15 protein-coding genes are annotated in these 15,511 nt (G+C 69.9%); 13 read left to right on the top strand and 2 right to left on the bottom strand.

Annotation, left to right across the window (positions count from 1 at the left end; genetic code table 11):
- Positions 1-119 precede the first annotated feature (119 nt).
- A complete protein-coding gene (locus tag ACIBTM_RS19570; protein WP_395878479.1) occupies positions 120-1,022 on the top strand; it encodes a DUF2268 domain-containing protein in 903 nt (300 codons plus the stop codon).
- Here ACIBTM_RS19570 and ACIBTM_RS19565 read toward each other — a convergent pair.
- A complete protein-coding gene (locus tag ACIBTM_RS19565; RefSeq protein ID WP_395878478.1) occupies positions 991-2,619 on the bottom strand; it encodes a choice-of-anchor A family protein in 1,629 nt (542 codons plus the stop codon). The two genes, ACIBTM_RS19570 and ACIBTM_RS19565, sit on opposite strands and share 32 nt — an antisense overlap.
- A 175-nt stretch (positions 2,620-2,794) precedes the next feature.
- Here ACIBTM_RS19565 and ACIBTM_RS19560 point away from each other — a divergent pair, with 175 nt between their 5' ends.
- Together ACIBTM_RS19560 and ACIBTM_RS19555 are read left to right on the top strand one after the other, a co-directional pair.
- Positions 2,795-3,757: a permease gene (locus ACIBTM_RS19560; protein WP_395878477.1), complete on the top strand. Its 963-nt coding sequence runs from the start codon at positions 2,795-2,797 to the stop codon at positions 3,755-3,757.
- Positions 3,754-4,401, top strand: coding sequence for a TIGR03943 family putative permease subunit (locus tag ACIBTM_RS19555; protein WP_395878476.1), 648 nt, complete (start codon positions 3,754-3,756; stop codon positions 4,399-4,401). Before ACIBTM_RS19560 ends, ACIBTM_RS19555 begins: the two co-directional genes overlap by 4 nt.
- Here ACIBTM_RS19555 and ACIBTM_RS19550 read toward each other — a convergent pair whose 3' ends face one another.
- Complete coding sequence (locus ACIBTM_RS19550) at positions 4,402-5,310, bottom strand: multiprotein-bridging factor 1 family protein (RefSeq protein ID WP_395878475.1); 909 nt, start codon at positions 5,308-5,310, stop codon at positions 4,402-4,404.
- A gap of 193 nt (positions 5,311-5,503) precedes the next feature.
- Between ACIBTM_RS19550 and ACIBTM_RS19545 the strand changes: the two genes are divergently transcribed.
- The 10 genes from ACIBTM_RS19545 (at position 5,504) to ACIBTM_RS19500 (ending at position 15,486) form a co-directional block, all read left to right on the top strand.
- Positions 5,504-7,627 carry a metallophosphoesterase gene (locus ACIBTM_RS19545; protein WP_395878474.1) on the top strand — a complete coding sequence of 708 codons (2,124 nt, stop codon included), beginning with the start codon at positions 5,504-5,506 and terminating at the stop codon, positions 7,625-7,627.
- Between the two features lie 17 nt (positions 7,628-7,644).
- Positions 7,645-8,859, top strand: coding sequence for an MFS transporter (locus ACIBTM_RS19540; RefSeq protein ID WP_395878473.1), 1,215 nt, complete (start codon positions 7,645-7,647; stop codon positions 8,857-8,859).
- Entirely contained in the window at positions 8,856-9,755 is a 900-nt protein-coding gene (locus ACIBTM_RS19535; protein ID WP_395878472.1) for a TolB family protein, read from the top strand. Before ACIBTM_RS19540 ends, ACIBTM_RS19535 begins: the two co-directional genes overlap by 4 nt.
- Positions 9,752-10,780, top strand: a complete 1,029-nt coding sequence (locus ACIBTM_RS19530) for a hypothetical protein (RefSeq protein WP_395878471.1) — start codon at positions 9,752-9,754, stop codon at positions 10,778-10,780. The genes ACIBTM_RS19535 and ACIBTM_RS19530 overlap by 4 nt, the downstream gene beginning before the upstream one ends.
- 8 nt (positions 10,781-10,788) lie before the next feature.
- The gene (locus ACIBTM_RS19525; protein ID WP_395878469.1) at positions 10,789-11,892 is read left to right on the top strand and encodes a sensor histidine kinase; all 1,104 of its coding nucleotides are present in this window, start codon (positions 10,789-10,791) and stop codon (positions 11,890-11,892) included.
- Complete coding sequence (locus ACIBTM_RS19520; RefSeq protein WP_395878467.1) at positions 11,885-12,955, top strand: histidine kinase; 1,071 nt, start codon at positions 11,885-11,887, stop codon at positions 12,953-12,955. Before ACIBTM_RS19525 ends, ACIBTM_RS19520 begins: the two co-directional genes overlap by 8 nt.
- The gene (locus ACIBTM_RS19515) at positions 12,934-13,590 is read left to right on the top strand and encodes a response regulator (protein WP_395878465.1); all 657 of its coding nucleotides are present in this window, start codon (positions 12,934-12,936) and stop codon (positions 13,588-13,590) included. The genes ACIBTM_RS19520 and ACIBTM_RS19515 overlap by 22 nt, the downstream gene beginning before the upstream one ends.
- An 82-nt stretch (positions 13,591-13,672) precedes the next feature.
- A complete protein-coding gene (locus tag ACIBTM_RS19510; RefSeq protein ID WP_395878464.1) occupies positions 13,673-14,212 on the top strand; it encodes a hypothetical protein in 540 nt (179 codons plus the stop codon).
- Between the two features lie 142 nt (positions 14,213-14,354).
- Positions 14,355-14,978, top strand: coding sequence for a hypothetical protein (locus tag ACIBTM_RS19505; RefSeq protein ID WP_395878462.1), 624 nt, complete (start codon positions 14,355-14,357; stop codon positions 14,976-14,978).
- 109 nt (positions 14,979-15,087) lie between these two features.
- Positions 15,088-15,486: an SRPBCC family protein gene (locus ACIBTM_RS19500; RefSeq protein ID WP_395878460.1), complete on the top strand. Its 399-nt coding sequence runs from the start codon at positions 15,088-15,090 to the stop codon at positions 15,484-15,486.
- The last annotated feature ends 25 nt before the right edge of the window (positions 15,487-15,511 follow it).

Below are 15,511 nucleotides of genomic sequence, written 5' to 3'. Positions count from 1 at the left end.
AGCGGGCGGCCGTGGGGACATCCGGGCTTTCCCCTGGGCCGGGCTCAGGGTCGGCTCGCGTGTCCTCACCATCACCGAGACTTGAGTCTCCACCCACTGGAGCCTTTACCGTCGTTCCCATGACGATCACCGTTCTCGACACCTACCCCGCCATGCGCGAGATCCTGCGCGCGCCACGGGCGGACCGCGCGGCGCTGCTCAAGGCGATGGTCGAGCCCGCCGCCGGGATGTACCGCTACTTCCCCGGCGAGGTGGACCTCGTCGCGATGCACGCGATGAGTTCCGGATTCCCGCTCGACCGCGACGAGGATCGATGTCTGGCGGCGCTCGAAGCCCTGCACGAAGCGGATGCCTGGAACCGCATCCAGCGGGCACTGGACGATGCCGTCACCGCGCAGCTCGCCGCGACGCCCGGGCTGACGATCCCGGACATCACCGTGCTCACCGTCCTGGGCGATCCCGGCGACCGGCACTTCATGGGACCGAACCTGGGGATGACGGCCAACGGCAGCGTGTCCGGCTACATCTATCTCAACTTCTGGCCGTATCCGGAGAACTTGGCGAGGCTGGAGGCCACCGCTGTCCACGAGCTGAACCACAACCTGCGCTACAGCCCCGGCGGGGTGATCTGGGATCCGGCGACCGTCACGGTCGGCGAGCAGATCGTGTCCGAGGGCCTGGCCGACGCGTTCGCCCGCCAGTTGTACGGCGACGAGCTCGGCTACGCCCGCATCGGTGTGCCGCATCTGCGCGACGACGCGGTGTTCGAGAAGGTCGTCTCCGGCTTGGAGATCACCGGTATGCAGAACTTCGCGGCTTGGGTACACGGAGACGAGACGGCTGCCCGCTACGGCGGCACTCCCGTCGGCCTGCCGACCGGCGCCGGGTACGCGGTCGGCAACCGGCTCGTCGACGCCTACCTGGCCGCGACCGGCCGGACCGCCGCGGAGGCCCTACTGGTGGACCGCCGCGACGTCATCGGCACCGCCCTCAGGACTCGCGCCGCCTCGACCGGATCGTGAGCGCCACCAGCGCACCACCCACCAGCAGCAGGAACAGGCCGGACACCAGCAGACCTCGGACCTCACTACCGGTCGAGGCCAGCGGGCCGCCGTCGGACGGTCCACCGCCCGGCGTGGTCGCTCCCGGCTGCCCCGGTGTCGTGTAGGTGGTCACCCCAGGGCCTGGGGTCGTGCTCGAAGAGCTGCTGGAGGTGGTCGGTGAAGTGCTGCTGGACGACGCGCTGCTCGAAGTGGCGCTCGATGACGTCGGGCTCGTTGAGGTCGCACTGGACGAGGTGCTGCTCGACGTCGGGCTGGTCGACGTGCTGCTCGTCTGACTCGACGAAGTGGTCGACGTCGGTGTCGTGGAAGTGGACGTGGCCGACGTCGACGAGCTGGACGTCGAGGTCGACGTGGTGGACGTCGGTGAGCTGGACGTCGAGGTCGACGTGGTCGAAGTCGGTGAGGTCGACGTCGACGAGGTCGAAGTCGGGCTCGTCGACGTGGAGCTGCTGCTCGTCGTGGTCGAACTCGACGAAGTGGAACTGCTCGGCGTGGTGGTCGGCGTACTCACACATTCCGGCAGGTCACCGTCGAACGGGTAGGCGTGGAACTCTTGCCCGCCACCACCGGTCGCTTCGGAGCTGTGCACCAGCGAGCCCGTGGTGAAGAACCGGCCGTTCATCCCGGACGCGGTGACGGTCGCGGTGCTCCCGGGCTCGCCGATCAGCACACTTCCCTGGAACTGGGCTCCACCGGCGATCTTCACCTGGGTCGCGTCCGGGAAGTTCCACAGCAGCCGCTCGCGCAGTTTGTTCAACGGGTCCCGATCGTCCAGGTCGCCGGTGTAGGTGTTGATCGTCCGGGCGGCTCCCACCATGTTGACCAGGACCGTCGCCCCCGCCGGGATGCCCTCGAACTCGATTCCCTGCATGCCGCCGGTGGCGCCGGTCAGGTCGAAGTCCACGGTGAACACTTGCAGCGCCGATTTACCGTCCCCGGTGAACAAGGTCCGGTAGCCCTGGTTGACCGCCGTACCCGTGGCCGGCCGCGGTGTGGTGCCTTCCCGCGCGTAGCACTTGCTCGCCACTCGGAGATCCTCGCGCAGGCTCACATAGGGCTTCGCCGCGTCGGGGTCCTTTTCGAGTGTGCCGGTCACCGTCCCGGTGACGGTTCCCGCGTGCCGGACGACCCCGCCCTCGGCGATCAGCCGCTGGTCCGCCGCGACGCTGACGTTTCCGCCGGTGGTCAGGAAGTCGGCGCCGTCCGGCGGCGGAACGCGTGATCCGACACCGGCGATGCCGACGTTGTAGACGGAGGACGCGCCCGCTCGTTTCGCCATGTCGAAATCGCCGAGGACGACGACCCGTCCTTCGGCTTCCGCCGCCGCTTCCCGTACCTGGAATTCGCCGCCGACGTAGACGTTGATGCCATTGTCCCGGCCGGCGTAGTCCTGGTTGTTCACCGGTGGGTACTTATCCGGGCACGCGGGTCCGACACACGGTCCCAGCCCGCCCGGCAAAGGGGCGGCGGCCGCGCCGTCGGTGACCACGAGAGCCGCCACGCACACCGCGGCGGCGGCACCGGCGGAAAGAGACGCGAATCGCCTTGCACGCATGCGGCGATTCTTGTGCCCACCGGCCGGGGGAACACAATCGAATCCGGAAATACCCCCGACCGGGCGAGGTGGGTAACCCGGCCCATTCGTGGCCGTCCAGCGTTATCCAGACAACGAAATTCCAGGTGGACCGCTGAATCCCTAAAGTTCTGACCGACGATGGGAGGTTCGCCACATGACGGACACCGGAGTGGGCAGGCGCACCGGTTCGGTGGAAGTGCTCGCGGGCCTTCTCGTGCTCGTTCTGCTCGCGCGAGTGCTGCTCGGTGACGTCCTCGGGACGCCGATCGTGCAGACCTGGACGACGGTCTTCGTTTCGATCGTGCTCCAGGCCGTTCCGTTCCTCGTCTTCGGCGTGACCCTTTCCGCCGCGATCGCGGTCTTCGTGCCACGGGAATTCTTCGCGAAAGCCCTTCCGAAACATCCGGCCCTCGCGGTTCCGGCCGCGGCGGCGACCGGAATGGTGCTGCCGGGGTGTGAATGCGGTTCGGTCCCCGTCGCCGGGGCTTTGGTGCGCAAAGGGGTCACCCCGGCCGCGGCGCTCGCGTTCCTGCTCGCGGCCCCCGCCCTCAACCCGGTCGTGCTGGCCGCGACGGCGATCGCGTTCCCGGACCGGCCGTCGATGGTCTTCGCCAGGGCGGCGGCCGGGCTCGCCGCCTCGGTCGTGATGGGCTGGTTGTGGCTCGGTCTCGGCCGGATGGAGTGGATCAAGCTGCCCGAACACGCCCACGGTGACACGCGCTGGCGGGCGTTCGCCGGCGCGGCGGGCCACGATCTGGTGCACGCGGGCGGCTTCCTCGTCGTCGGGGCCATGGCGGCCGCGACGCTCAACGTCCTGATCCCGGGCCGCTGGCTCCAGGCCGTCGCGGACGACCCGATACTCGGTGTCCTCGCGTTGTCGCTGCTGGCGGTCCTGTTGTCGATCTGCAGCGAAGCGGACGCCTTCGTCGCGGCCTCGCTGACCCAGTTCTCCCTCACCGCCCGCCTGGCGTTCCTGGTGGTCGGGCCGATGGTCGACCTGAAACTGTTCGCCATGCAGGCCGGCACCTTCGGCAGGCGGTTCGCCGCGCGGTTCGCACCCGCCACGTTCGTGGTCGCCCTCGCCTGCGCGGCCGTGACCGGGACGGTGCTCTGGTGAACCGGACCGCAGCGACGGTCGTGCTGCTCCTGCTGGGCGCGGCGGTGCTCAAGGTCTGCCTGACCGGCCAGTACCTGCGCTATGTCAAGGAAGGGCTCTGGCCGTTCCTGCTCGCGTCAGGTCTCCTGGTCCTGGTGCTCGCGGCCGCGAACCGTCATCATCACCCGAAAGTGGGATGGCTGCTCCCGCTTCCGGTCCTCGCCCTGTTGCTGGTCTCCCCGCAGCCGCTCGGCAGTTACGCGGCGGGCAACGCGGGCATGGCGCTGACGCGCTCCGAGGAGTACCCGCCACTGCCCGACGGCGACCCGGTGAAGGTGACCGTCCTGGACTACGCCTCGCGCGCGGTGTTCGACGAGGGCCGTTCCCTCGGCGCGAGACGGGTCGTGCTCACCGGCTTCACCGCCACCGGCGCGGACGGCGCGTCACTGCTCGTCCGGATGATCCTGACCTGCTGTGCCGCCGACGGGCGGCCGGTCAAGGTCGTGCTGGACGGCCGCGTCCCGAGCGAACCCGACACCTGGATCGAGGTCACCGGCACGTTCCGGCCGGGATCCGTGGTGGACGAGGTCAACGGGGAACGCATCCCGTTCCTGAAGGTCGAAAGTGTCACCCCGGTCGCCGCGCCCGAGCGTCCTTACGAATAGTCAGGTCCAGCTCCACTGGATCCCGTATTGGCCGGGGACCGGATCGAGGGTGATGAACTGGAAGGTACTGGTGTCCTGATCGAACGTCGCCTCGGACCGTTCCTCGGGCGGCAGTACGCCGCGCGGCCGGAAGAAACCGGCGCATCGGCGCGGCAACCGCCCGGGGTCGAAGGTGACCTGCACCGCGATGTCCCGCGCCGGCCGGTAGAGCGCGACCTGCACCTGCCGCTTGCCTTGGCCCGGCGGATAGCGCACGCCGAACTCGACGACGGCGAGTTCACCGGCGGCCAAGGTGCGGTCGAGAGCGAACTCGAAGACACAGGTGGACGACGGGACGTCCGCGCGGAACCGCGCCGGGCGGCAACCGTCGGTGAACAGCACGGACGGCGGCTGGGTGATGCTGGTGCACCGGTTGACGAAGACGAACCGCGAGGTGCCGTCCCGATCGGCACGGATCAGCCGCCGGACCCGGACCGATTCCTGGTTGCCGTCGGCGTCGACCCGGTAGGTGAGGTATTGCGAGAGCCGGTGCGGAGTATCGAGCTCGTCCGGCGTCACATCCATTTTGGACAGTGCGCGCACGACCTCCTCCGGCCGCCGCCACACCTGGTCGTAGGTCAGGGCGTGTCCGGTACGGACGGTCCAGCGGCCGCGGGGCCGGCGCGGGCCGAGCAACCCGGTCAGTGTTTCCGGCGGTTGGCCGAGAATGGCCTCCAGCGCGGTCACCGCGGCGAGGGAACTCGCTCGTTCCGGCCGGTTTTCGCCATTCTGCCAATAGCTCAGCGCGCTGATGCTGACCGGTGTCTGCCTGGCACGCAAGCGGCGGCTGATCTCGCTGAGACTCAGCCCGCTGCGTTCGATCGCGGCGCGCAGTGCGGCACCGAATTCCGCCGGAGCGAGACTCGTCATGAAAGCGCAGCGTACCGTCCGAAACGCCCGACTTTCGTCGGGTGAACCGGCGTCGTTCAGAGTTATCCAGCCTCGCCGCGGCTTTTCGTTGACGGTCCCCCCGCCGCGATTAGGGTCGAAATCGTCGGAAGAATCCCCGAATCCCCGACGACTCGCACGTCCTCCCGCCGATGACCGAAGAGGATGATCTCCCATGCGCTCAACCACGAAACGATGGCGCCGCCGCACGCTCGCCGTCGCGACCTCCACGCTGGCGGCCGGGGCCTTCCTGGTCGCCGCGCATCCCCAAGCGGGCGGAGCCGCGCCACCCGCCGTACCCGAAGTGGCCGATCAGGTTCCGCAACTGACCGAAATGGGTGTCACCGGCGGCCCCGCGTCGGTATCCGGCGGCGGCGCGTCCACTCTGGCCGACCGGTCCGTCTGCGCGCCCGGCGCGCACTGGCTACGCGTCCGGTTCACGGAACTTTCGTTACGCGGCAACGACTCCGTGACCCTGACCGGTAGCAGTGCGGGCTCGTACACGCTCACTTCGCGACACTGGCCGGGCAAAGCGTTCCACACCCGCGCGTTCGAAGGCGACTGTGTGCGGGTGTCGGCGGCGCTGTCCGATCCCGCCAGCCGCTTCGCCATCGACGCCTACCAGGCGGGTGACCGGCCGCTCGCCGCGGCGACGACCACGGTGGCCGCCGTCGGCGACGTCTGCGGGTCTTCGTGCAACCAGACCGCGCCGCTGATCAAGAACATGAACCCGCAGGCGCTGATACTGGCCGGGGACAACGCCTACAGTTCGGGCACGCTCTCGGAATACAAGAACAACTACGACCCTTACTACGGCCAGTTCAAAGCGATCACCTATCCGACGCCGGGCAACCACGAATACAACACGTCCGGCGCCTCCGGCTACTTCGATTACTTCGGTGCGCGGGCCGGTGAACGTGGCAAGGGCTACTACAGCTTCGACGTCGGTGACTGGCATTTCGTGGCGCTCAACTCCAACATCACCCGGAGCACCGGTTCGGCGCAGGAGACCTGGCTGAAGAACGACCTGGCGGCGAGCACCAAACCGTGCACGGCCGCGTTCTTCCACCACCCGCGGTTCAGCCGCGGCTCGCACGGCGACGACACGTCGGTCAAGCCGTTCTTCCAGGCGCTCTACGACGCGAAGGCCGATCTCGTCGTCGTCGGCCACGACCACAACTACCAGCGCTACGCGCCGTCGCGGCCGGACGGCACCCGCGACGACGTGAACGGTGTCCGCGAACTGCTGATCGGGACCGGTGGACGGGGTTACTACAGCTTCGACCAGTCCTCGGCCGCCGTGCAGGAGGCAGGCAACACCAACACCTTCGGCGTCGGGAAGCTGACGCTGAGCGCCACCGACTACCGCAGCGACTTCGTGCCCGTGTCGGGCCGCACCTTCACCGACACGGCGACCGGCAAATGCAAGAAGGCCGTCTCCTCCCCCGCCTTCTCCGTCGGCACCAGCCCGTCATCGGTGTCGGTGAAACCGGGCGGGACGGCATCGGCGACGGTGAACGTCGGCAGCACCGGCGGCTTCACCGCGGCGACCGCGCTTTCGGTCTCCGGCCTGCCCTCGGGGGTGACCGGGACGATCTCCCCCGCGTCGGTCACCCCGCCCGCCAACGGCACCGCGACCGCGACGCTGACCTTGACCGCTTCGGACACGGCGTCCGGCTCCGCGACCGCCACGGTCACCGGTTCCTCGGGCTCCACGACCCAGACGGCGAAGGTCACGGTGAGCGTCGGTCCGGCGGGCGGTGAGGCGTTCGCCGACGACTTCGAGACAGACAAGGGCTGGCGGCTCAACGCGGCCGGGGCGGACACCGCCACCGCGGGCAAATGGGAACGAGGTGACCCCGAGCAGACCACCTCCACCTACAGCAACCAGATCAAACAGCGCGGAGACACCACCAGCGGCGCGAACTGCCTGGTCACCGGGCGGCTGGCCGGTACCGAGTACGGCGCCAACGACCTCGACGGCGGGGCGTCGTCGATGGCTTCGCCTACGTTCACAGTGCCCGCGGGCGGGAAACTGACCTTCTCCTACACCTTCGCCCACGGCGACAACGCGACCTCGGCGGACTATCTGCGGGTCCGTGTTCTCGACGGCACCACACCGACGACGGTGTTCGAGAAGACCGGATCCGCGACCGAGGTGGCCGGGGTCTGGCAGAACGCGACGGCGGACCTGTCGTCGTTCGCCGGCCGTAGCGTGCGCCTGCTGGTCGAAGCCGCCGACGCGAGCACCGCGTCGCTGTGGGAATCCGCGGTCGACGACATCCGCGTCACCGCGTAGCGCCGGGAAGGCCCGACATGTACGTCTCATCCATCCGCTCGGCCGACCCCGCCCGGCCCGCGAACCGCACGAAACACGCGGTCCCGAGCACCGTCATCGGTCTGGGCGTGGTCAGCCTGATCACCGACATGTCCGCCGAGATGGTCACCGCCGTCCTCCCGCTCTACCTCGTGTACGGCCTCGGCGTCGGGTACCTGCAGCTGGGCGCGATCGATGGGCTGTACACGGGAGCGACGGCGTTGCTGCGGCTGGCGGGCGGCTACCTCGCCGACCGCCTCGGCCGCCCGAAGGCCGTGGCCCTGGTGGGTTACGGCCTCTCGGCGGCGACCAAACTCGCCTTTCCCGCCGCCGGGTCCTCGCTCGGCGCGATCGGGCTGGTGATCGGCGCGGACCGGGCGGGCAAGGGCATCCGCACCGCGCCGCGGGACGCGATGATCACCCTCGCCACCCCTGCCGGCGGACTGGGCCGCGCGTTCGGTGTCCATCGCGCCATGGACACCGCCGGCGCGCTGCTCGGGCCGGTCGCCGCCTTCGGCCTGCTGACCGTGCTCGTCGGTGACTACCCGGCGGTGTTCGGGGTGAGCTTCTGCCTCGCCGTGATCGCGGTGATCGTGCTGGCGGTGTTCGTCCGTGCCCCCGCCGGGGCCGTCGAGCGGTCCCGTGTCCGGTTGCGCGCCGGTTTCGCCTTGCTGCGCGGGCCAGGGCTTCGCGGAACCTGTCTGGCCGCGGCACTTCTCGGTGTGTGCACGGTCGGCGACATGTTCTTGTTCGTCGGCGTGCAGCGGTCCGCCGGGTTGCCGCCCGGGGCGCTTCCCCTGTTACCGCTGGCGACGGCGCTGGCGTTCATGGCGCTGGCGTCGCCGATCGGACGGCTCGCGGACCGGCTCGGACGGTGGAAGGTGTTCCTGGCCGGGCACGTCGTGTTGCTCGCCGCGTATGTCGTCCTGGCCGCTTCGGCGACCGGTTGGCTCGTCGCGGTGGCCGTCCTGGCGGCACACGGCGTGTTCTACGCGTGCACGGACGGCGTGCTGATGGCACACGCGGCGCCGCAGGTGTCGGAATCGTTGCGGGCCACCGGTCTCGCGTTCGTCCAAACCGGACAGGCCTTGGCCAGGGCCACCGGCGCGGTGCTCTTCGGCGCGCTCGCGGCGGGGATGGCGCTGGGCCCCGCGTTCGCGGTGTTCGCCGTGGCGCTGCTGGTGTCGGTGCTGGCCGGAACGAGGGTCTCATGAAGCGGATCTGGGCGGGCGTCGCGGCGCTCGTGATCACGGTGGTGGCCGGGGCGGTGTTCGTCGGGCTGCGCACCGGCGACGCGGTGGCGGAACAGCGGCTGGACCTCACCCACGGCGGGCTGCTGTACGTCGACGAGTCGGGCCGCGTCCGGCAGGACGACCGCGCCGGCCCGTCGTGTCAGCGCGTCGACGTCGCCGCGGGCACCCTGGCGTGCCTGCGCGCGACGGCGGTGCCCGACCAGGCCGAACTGGTCGTCACGAAACCGGGGGCGGAACCGCGGACGATCTCCGAATGGGGAACGCCGTCCCGGGTCAGGGTGTCGCCGTCCGGGCGGCTGGTGGGCTGGACCGTGTTCCGCGCCGGGGACTCGTACCTGGGCGGCGTGGGCACGTTCTCCACCACCGCCGGAATCTTCGACCTGGACACCGGAAACCACTACGGCTCCCTGGAGGACTTCGCGCTCACCGTCGACGGAAAACCTTACCCCGCAAAGGACCTGAACTACTGGGGCGTGACCTTCGCCCGCGACGATCTGACCTTCTACGCCACCGCCCGGTCCGCGGGCGGCACCTGGCTGGTGCGAGGCGATCTTCGCGGCCGCACGCTGACCGCGCTGCGGCACAACGTCGAATGTCCCTCCCTCTCGCCGGACGGCACCCGCGTCGCCTACAAGTTCCGTGACGGCGACCGCTGGCGGCTGCACGTGCTGTCCCTCGCCGACGGTCGTGACGTCCCGCTCGCCGATCCGGCTCATCTGGACGACCAGGCGCAATGGCTGGACGACCGGACCGTCGCCTACGGCCGGGACAAGGCGATCTACGCCGTCCCCGCCGACGGCACCGGCGCGCCCACGCTCGTCCGCGCGAACGCCTCCTCCCCCGCGGTCGTGCGGTGATCCCCCGTGACTGCACCCCGATCGGCCTGGCGCTGGCGGCGGTGGCCGCCGTCGTGGTCGTGGTCCTGCCCGCGCCGGTCCCCGCGGTCAAGGCTCCGGTCTTCGCGTCGGTCACCGACGTCTGGCCCGGCGCGCGGATCGCCGCGAACACCGTCGCCGGGCCGCCCTACACCCCGTTGGCGTTCCTCGACTCCGGGACCTCAGCCGGAGTCACGCGGACGAGCGACGCGATCCGGCTGACACTGGGAGAACGAGTGCTCCGCGAAGTCCCGCTGTCGGGCTCGCCCCGCTTCGTTCTCGCCACCTCCCCGGACGCGCTCGTATGGCTGGAACTGTCCGACATCACCGGGACGGGCGCGTTGTGGCACTCCGGGCCACGCGGTGAGAACCCCGTCCTGGTCACCGCCGACACCGGGCGGGTCGTGTTCCTGGACTCCCAGTACGACCTCGTCGTGCACGAAGGCCAGGCCTCCTGGGTGGCCGTGCGGGGCGAGGCGACCGAGGTGCGGACGGTCGCGTTGACCGGCGGCCCGGTGACCGGCACTCCGCTGCCCGGCGACTTCGCGCTCACCGCCTGGCCGTTCGCGACGTCGGCCGCCGTCGAACAGGCGGGACCGTCGGAGCTGGTGGATCTCCGCGACCGCCGGGTCTCGCGGGTCGCCGGGCAGAACGTCGAACTGGTCGACTGCACCCCGTCCTGGTGCCGGGTCCAGGTACTGCGCCAGAGCGGGACGGCGCGGTTCGACCTGATGAAACCCGACGGTTCCGAACGAAGGCGTGTGGGCGGGAAGGGGATCCGGCCCGCGTTCGGCGACGTCGTCGTGCTCGACCGGTACGCGGTCGTGGTCGACGACGACCGCGGAGTGCTCGCCTTGTACGACACGGCGACCGGCCGGATGGCCGACCTCTCGGCGGAGTTCGGCACCGTGCTGGCGCGGGGGCCGTACGTGTGGTGGTCGGTGGGCGGGAACGAGGCGCTCACCTGGCGGGTACTGGACCTGCGCACGCTCGAGGCATCTGTTTGACTGCTGCCGTGCCATCCGATCGTGAGACCTCCGTCGAAGCGGAGTTCTCCAGGGTGGTCGGCCGGTTCGCCGGACCGGCGAGGGGTGCCGGCCTGCTGGTGATCAGCGTTTTCGGCGTGCTCGCCACGCCGTCGGACGCGCTTCCTCTCGCCTTCGGTCTGCTCGGGCTGGCCTTGGTCACCGCCGTGGCCGAATACGTCGTGGGCAAGACGGGCCGGGGCAGACCGGTGGCGTTCGCGCTGACCTTGGTGCGGGCCGCGGCGATCTGCGGCACCCAGTTCCTGACCGCGCCCGAAGCGGGCGAGCTGAACCAATGGGCGCTCAACGTGCTCACCCTCACCGCGATCACCCTCCAATGGGAATGGCCGCCGAAGATCACCGTGCCCGCCATCGCCGGCCTGCTGGCGATCGAAGTGGCGCCGCTCGGCTTCGAGGACGGCTTCCCGGTGGTCTTGCGAGTGCTCATCGAAGCCTCCCTTGCCCGTGGCGCCTTCCTCCTGCTGTCGCGGACGACGCGCCGGATCGACCACCTCCGCGAGCGCCGGGCCCGGCTGACACGTGAGGAATCCCTTGCCGTGGAACGGCGATTGCAGGAACGGGAGTATCTGGCCGTCCTGCACGACACGGCCGCGGCCACCTTTCTCACGGTGGCCCAGCGCGGGGAAACGACGGATCCGGCCGAGGTCGCCGGATACGCCCGCCGCGATCTCGCGATCCTCACCGGCGAATCCGGTCCCGGCAGCGTGGTCGACCTCGAGACCTCGTTGCGCGGCGTGCTCGCGCAAAGCCCGGTGAAGGTCGAGACCCGGTGGTCACCGGTCGCGCCGATCCCGGCGTCGGCGGCGCTCGCGCTGGTCCGCGCCGTGCGCGAGGCGCTGGTGAACGTCGACCGGCACGCGGGTGTCCGCGAGGCCCGGCTGACGGTCGAAGACGGCGTTCGCGTGACCGTCCGGGACGAAGGCCGCGGTTTCGACCCGGCGAAGACCCCGTCGCAACGGCGAGGTGTCCGGGAATCGCTCGTCGAACGGATGGCCGCGGCGGGCGGCCGGGCCGAGGTGATCTCCGCGCCCGGCGCGGGGACCACGGTGGAACTGGTGTGGCCGGATGAATGAGACCGCGGACCGCGTACTCGGCGGCTGCCGGATCGCGGTCCTGCTCGCGACGGCGGCGATCCAGGTCGGGCTGAGCCTGGCGCGGCTGACCGACACCCCGGGCCGGATCGCATACGCGGCGCTCGCCGGTGTGCTCGTCGTGGCGGCATGGTGGGTATCGCGCTGGAAGCCGGTCCCTTGGCCGGTCGCGCTCTCGGGAGCGGTGGTGGTCCTGGCCGCGTCGACGGTCGCCGTCTGGACGCTGCCCCCGGACCGGCTTTTCGGCGACGAGAACTGGGCGTCCGGTCTCGCGGGCTGGCATCTGCTGGTACTGCTGATGGACCGCCCCGCGATCGCGATGGCCGCGCTCGTCCTCCAGATGGCGCTCGCCGTCGTGCGGCAGTTCAGCGTGGAGTTCACCGATCGCGGCGAGATCGGCAACGTGGTGATCGTCGCGCTCAGCGTGCTCACCTTCCAGGCCGCGACGCTGGCGCTGATCAGGGTGGTCAACCGGCGGGCGGGCGACGCCGCGGAGGCCTCGGCCGAACGGGACCGTCAGGCACACCGCAAGGCGCTCGCCGAGGAGCGGGAGGCCGACCAGCGGAACCGGTTCGCCGGCCAGCTCGGTGCCACCTTGCCGCTGCTGGCCGGGCTGGCCGACCGCACCCTCGACCCGCGTGACGACGCGGTCCGGCAGCGATGCGCGCTCGCGGCCACGCAATTGCGGCGGCTGTTCGCGGAGAACGACGACGTCCCCGACCCGCTGCTGCACGAAGTCTCGGCATGCGTCGATCTCGCCGAGCGGCGGGGGCTGACGGTGACGCTGGCGGTCAGCGGCGACCCGGTCCCGGTCCCGACCGCCGTCCGCCGCGAACTGACCGGTCCGCTGATGACCGCACTGGCCACCGCCCGGTCACACGCCAGGGTCAGCGTCCTGCGTGCCGACGACGAGATCCGTGTCGCGGCGATCACGGACGGTGAATCAGGTGTGACCGAGAACGGATCGGGCGCCGTCGACGTCGAATGGCACGCACTGGGAGAACGATCGTGGATGGAGGCGAAATGGCGTTCGCGACCGAACTGACCGCGGTGGTCGTCGACGATCATCCGGCCGTACGGGCCGGGGTCGTGCACTGGCTGTCCTGCGGCAGCCCGCCGGTCAGCGTCGTGGCCGAAGGCGAGGACGTGCGGGCCGCGTGGATCGGCGAGGGCGCACACGCCGACGTCGTCATCCTCGACCTGCACCTGAACAGCACCACCCCGGCGATGGGCGATCTGCGGCGGCTCACCGAAGCGGGCCGTCGCGTCGTCGTCTACTCGATGCGGGCCGACGACGAGACCGTCCTGCAGTGCCTCGAACTCGGCGCGCTCAGCTATCTCACGAAGGCCGAGGGCGCGGAGCATCTCCTCGAAGCCGTGCGCACCGCGGCGGACGACCGGTCGTACACGCCGCCGTCGCTGGCGGGCGCGATGGCCGGGGACCGCTCCGAACGGCGGCCCGCCCTCTCCGCGCGCGAGACCGAGGTGCTCATCGAGTGGTTCCAGTCCGAGTCGAAGGACTTCGTGGCGCACCGGCTGGGGATCTCGCCGAACACGGTCAACTCGCATCTCGAACGGATCCGGGTCAAGTACGCCCAGATGGGCAGGGATGCCCCGACCAAGGCCGCGCTCGTCGCACGGGCGATCCAAGACGGGCTGATCGGCGTAAGCGATTTGTGATCGGTTGTGGTGCGAACGGACCACTCTCCGCTTCTCCTCCAGCGACTACGTTGCGTGACGAGCCACGAGTCCGAGGAGATCCATGAAGTCCGCCCTGATCGCCACCTGCTGCGCCGCCGCACTGCTGCTTTCCGCCTGCGGCGGGGAAGAGAAGGGTGACAAGACCGTCCGGGCCGACGGCACCCTGGCGCCCGGCAGCACGGTGAAGGTCGGCGAACGCGCCGTCGTCCCGTTCAAGGACGCGGGCAAGTCCGGCACGATCGCGATCACCGTGAAGTCGGTCGACCTCGGCCCCAAGGAAGACCTCGCCGAGTTCAAGAACAAGGGCGAAGGCATGCTTCCGGTCTACGTCCGGATGGTGATCGAGAACGTCGGCGGCACGGATCTCTCCGACACTTCGGTGTCGGTGCGCGCGGTGGACCCGAACGGCAAGAGCACCAAGGTGATCCTCGCCAACAGCACCGCGGCTTGCAAAGGCGAGGCGGCACCGGAGAACTTCACCACCGCCGGCGCGACCTACGAGACCTGCAAGACCGAAGGCGTCAAGGACGGCGGCGAGGTCGGCGGCGTCATGTTCCGGGACGGCGATTACCAGGACGACCCGATCACCTGGAAGAAGTGAAAGCGAACCCATTAGGCCGATAAGCGTAACCGATTCGTGACCTGCTCTGGTGCGAATGGACCACACCGATGTACTCCATCATCAACTACGGTGCGTGGCGAGAACGCCGGAGCAGGATTCGGCGGGGAGTCCGAGGAGATCCATGAAGTTCGACCGTATCGCTCTGTCCGCCACCGGCTGCGCCGCCGTGCTGCTGCTTTCCGCCTGCGGCGGCGAGGAGAAGGGGGGCAGTCCGGCCCCCGCCCCGTCGCCCGCGCCGGCGTCGGCATCCGCGTCCTCGCCCGCGACCAGCGGTACCGTCCCGGTCTCGAACGCGGACGCCACCGCGCCGGGCACCTCGCTCAAGGTCGGCGAACGCGCCGTCGTCCCGTTCAAGTACGGCAACGACAAGTCCGGCACCATCGCGATCACCGTCAAGGCGATCGAACTCGGCCCGAAGGAAGACCTCGCCTCCTACGGCGAGAAGGCCAAGGGCATGACGCCGGTCTACATCCGGATGACGGTGGAGAACGTCGGCGGCACGGACCTCAGCTACAGCACGGTGCGGATGCGCGCGGTCGGTCCGGACAACAAGAGCACCGGCGTGATCATCACCGGCGAGACGACCGCTTGCCAGTCCGAGTCGGCGAAGAAGGACTTCAAGACCGCCGGCGCGACCTACGAGACCTGTGAACTCCAGGCCATCAGGGACGGCGGCGAGGTCGGCGGTGCCGAGTTCAACGATGGTGACGGGTACAAGGACGACCCGATCGTCTGGAAGAAGTAGCCCGGATCGCGCGTGAAGGCCCCCTTCCCTCGGCTGAGCCGAGGGAAGGGGGCCTTCACGCGCTTCGCCGAGGCTGCGGGAGCCGGTTCTCCTGCGTAGCGTTGTCGTGATGGTCCACGTGCACCGGACGATCACGGTCCGAACCCCCGCCCAGACCGTCGTCGGCTATCTGCGGGACTTCGCGCACGCGGAGTCGTGGGACCCCGGCACCGTGTCCTGCACCCGCACCGACACCGGCCCGATCGCCGTCGGCGCGCGGTGGCACAACGTGTCCGAGTTCCGCGGCAAGAAGACCGAGCTGACCTATCGGCTCGACCGGCTGGAGCCGGACCGGATCGTGTTCGTCGGCAGCAACAAGACCGCGACGTCGACCGACGATCTGACAATCTCCGAACAAGACGGCACGACGACCGTCAGCTACCACGCCACCATCGAGTTCCACGGCCTGGCGAAACTCGCGGACCCCTTCCTCGTGAGCAGGGAGCGGCGTTTCGGGTCAAGTACATGAAGGCCCCCTTCCTTGCGCCTAGGTA

The sequence above is a fragment of the Amycolatopsis sp. NPDC049868 genome, assembly GCF_044461365.1.
Taxonomy (GTDB): Bacteria; Actinomycetota; Actinomycetes; order Mycobacteriales; family Pseudonocardiaceae; genus Amycolatopsis.
Note: the sequence above shows the minus strand (reverse complement) of the source record. Positions and strands in the feature narration are given on the sequence as shown.

Bases quoted from the DNA above. Each gene is read 5' to 3' on its own strand.
- ACIBTM_RS19570 (WP_395878479.1), top strand. From the start codon at position 120: ATGACGATCACCGTTCTCGACACCTACCCCGCCATGCGCGAGATCCTG.
- ACIBTM_RS19565 (WP_395878478.1), bottom strand. From the start codon at position 2,619: ATGCGTGCAAGGCGATTCGCGTCTCTTTCCGCCGGTGCCGCCGCCGCG.
- ACIBTM_RS19560 (WP_395878477.1), top strand. From the start codon at position 2,795: ATGACGGACACCGGAGTGGGCAGGCGCACCGGTTCGGTGGAAGTGCTC.
- ACIBTM_RS19550 (WP_395878475.1), bottom strand. From the start codon at position 5,310: ATGACGAGTCTCGCTCCGGCGGAATTCGGTGCCGCACTGCGCGCCGCG.
- ACIBTM_RS19545 (WP_395878474.1), top strand. From the start codon at position 5,504: ATGCGCTCAACCACGAAACGATGGCGCCGCCGCACGCTCGCCGTCGCG.
- ACIBTM_RS19540 (WP_395878473.1), top strand. From the start codon at position 7,645: ATGTACGTCTCATCCATCCGCTCGGCCGACCCCGCCCGGCCCGCGAAC.
- ACIBTM_RS19535 (WP_395878472.1), top strand. From the start codon at position 8,856: ATGAAGCGGATCTGGGCGGGCGTCGCGGCGCTCGTGATCACGGTGGTG.
- ACIBTM_RS19520 (WP_395878467.1), top strand. From the start codon at position 11,885: ATGAATGAGACCGCGGACCGCGTACTCGGCGGCTGCCGGATCGCGGTC.
- ACIBTM_RS19515 (WP_395878465.1), top strand. From the start codon at position 12,934: ATGGCGTTCGCGACCGAACTGACCGCGGTGGTCGTCGACGATCATCCG.
- ACIBTM_RS19510 (WP_395878464.1), top strand. From the start codon at position 13,673: ATGAAGTCCGCCCTGATCGCCACCTGCTGCGCCGCCGCACTGCTGCTT.
- ACIBTM_RS19505 (WP_395878462.1), top strand. From the start codon at position 14,355: ATGAAGTTCGACCGTATCGCTCTGTCCGCCACCGGCTGCGCCGCCGTG.
- ACIBTM_RS19500 (WP_395878460.1), top strand. From the start codon at position 15,088: ATGGTCCACGTGCACCGGACGATCACGGTCCGAACCCCCGCCCAGACC.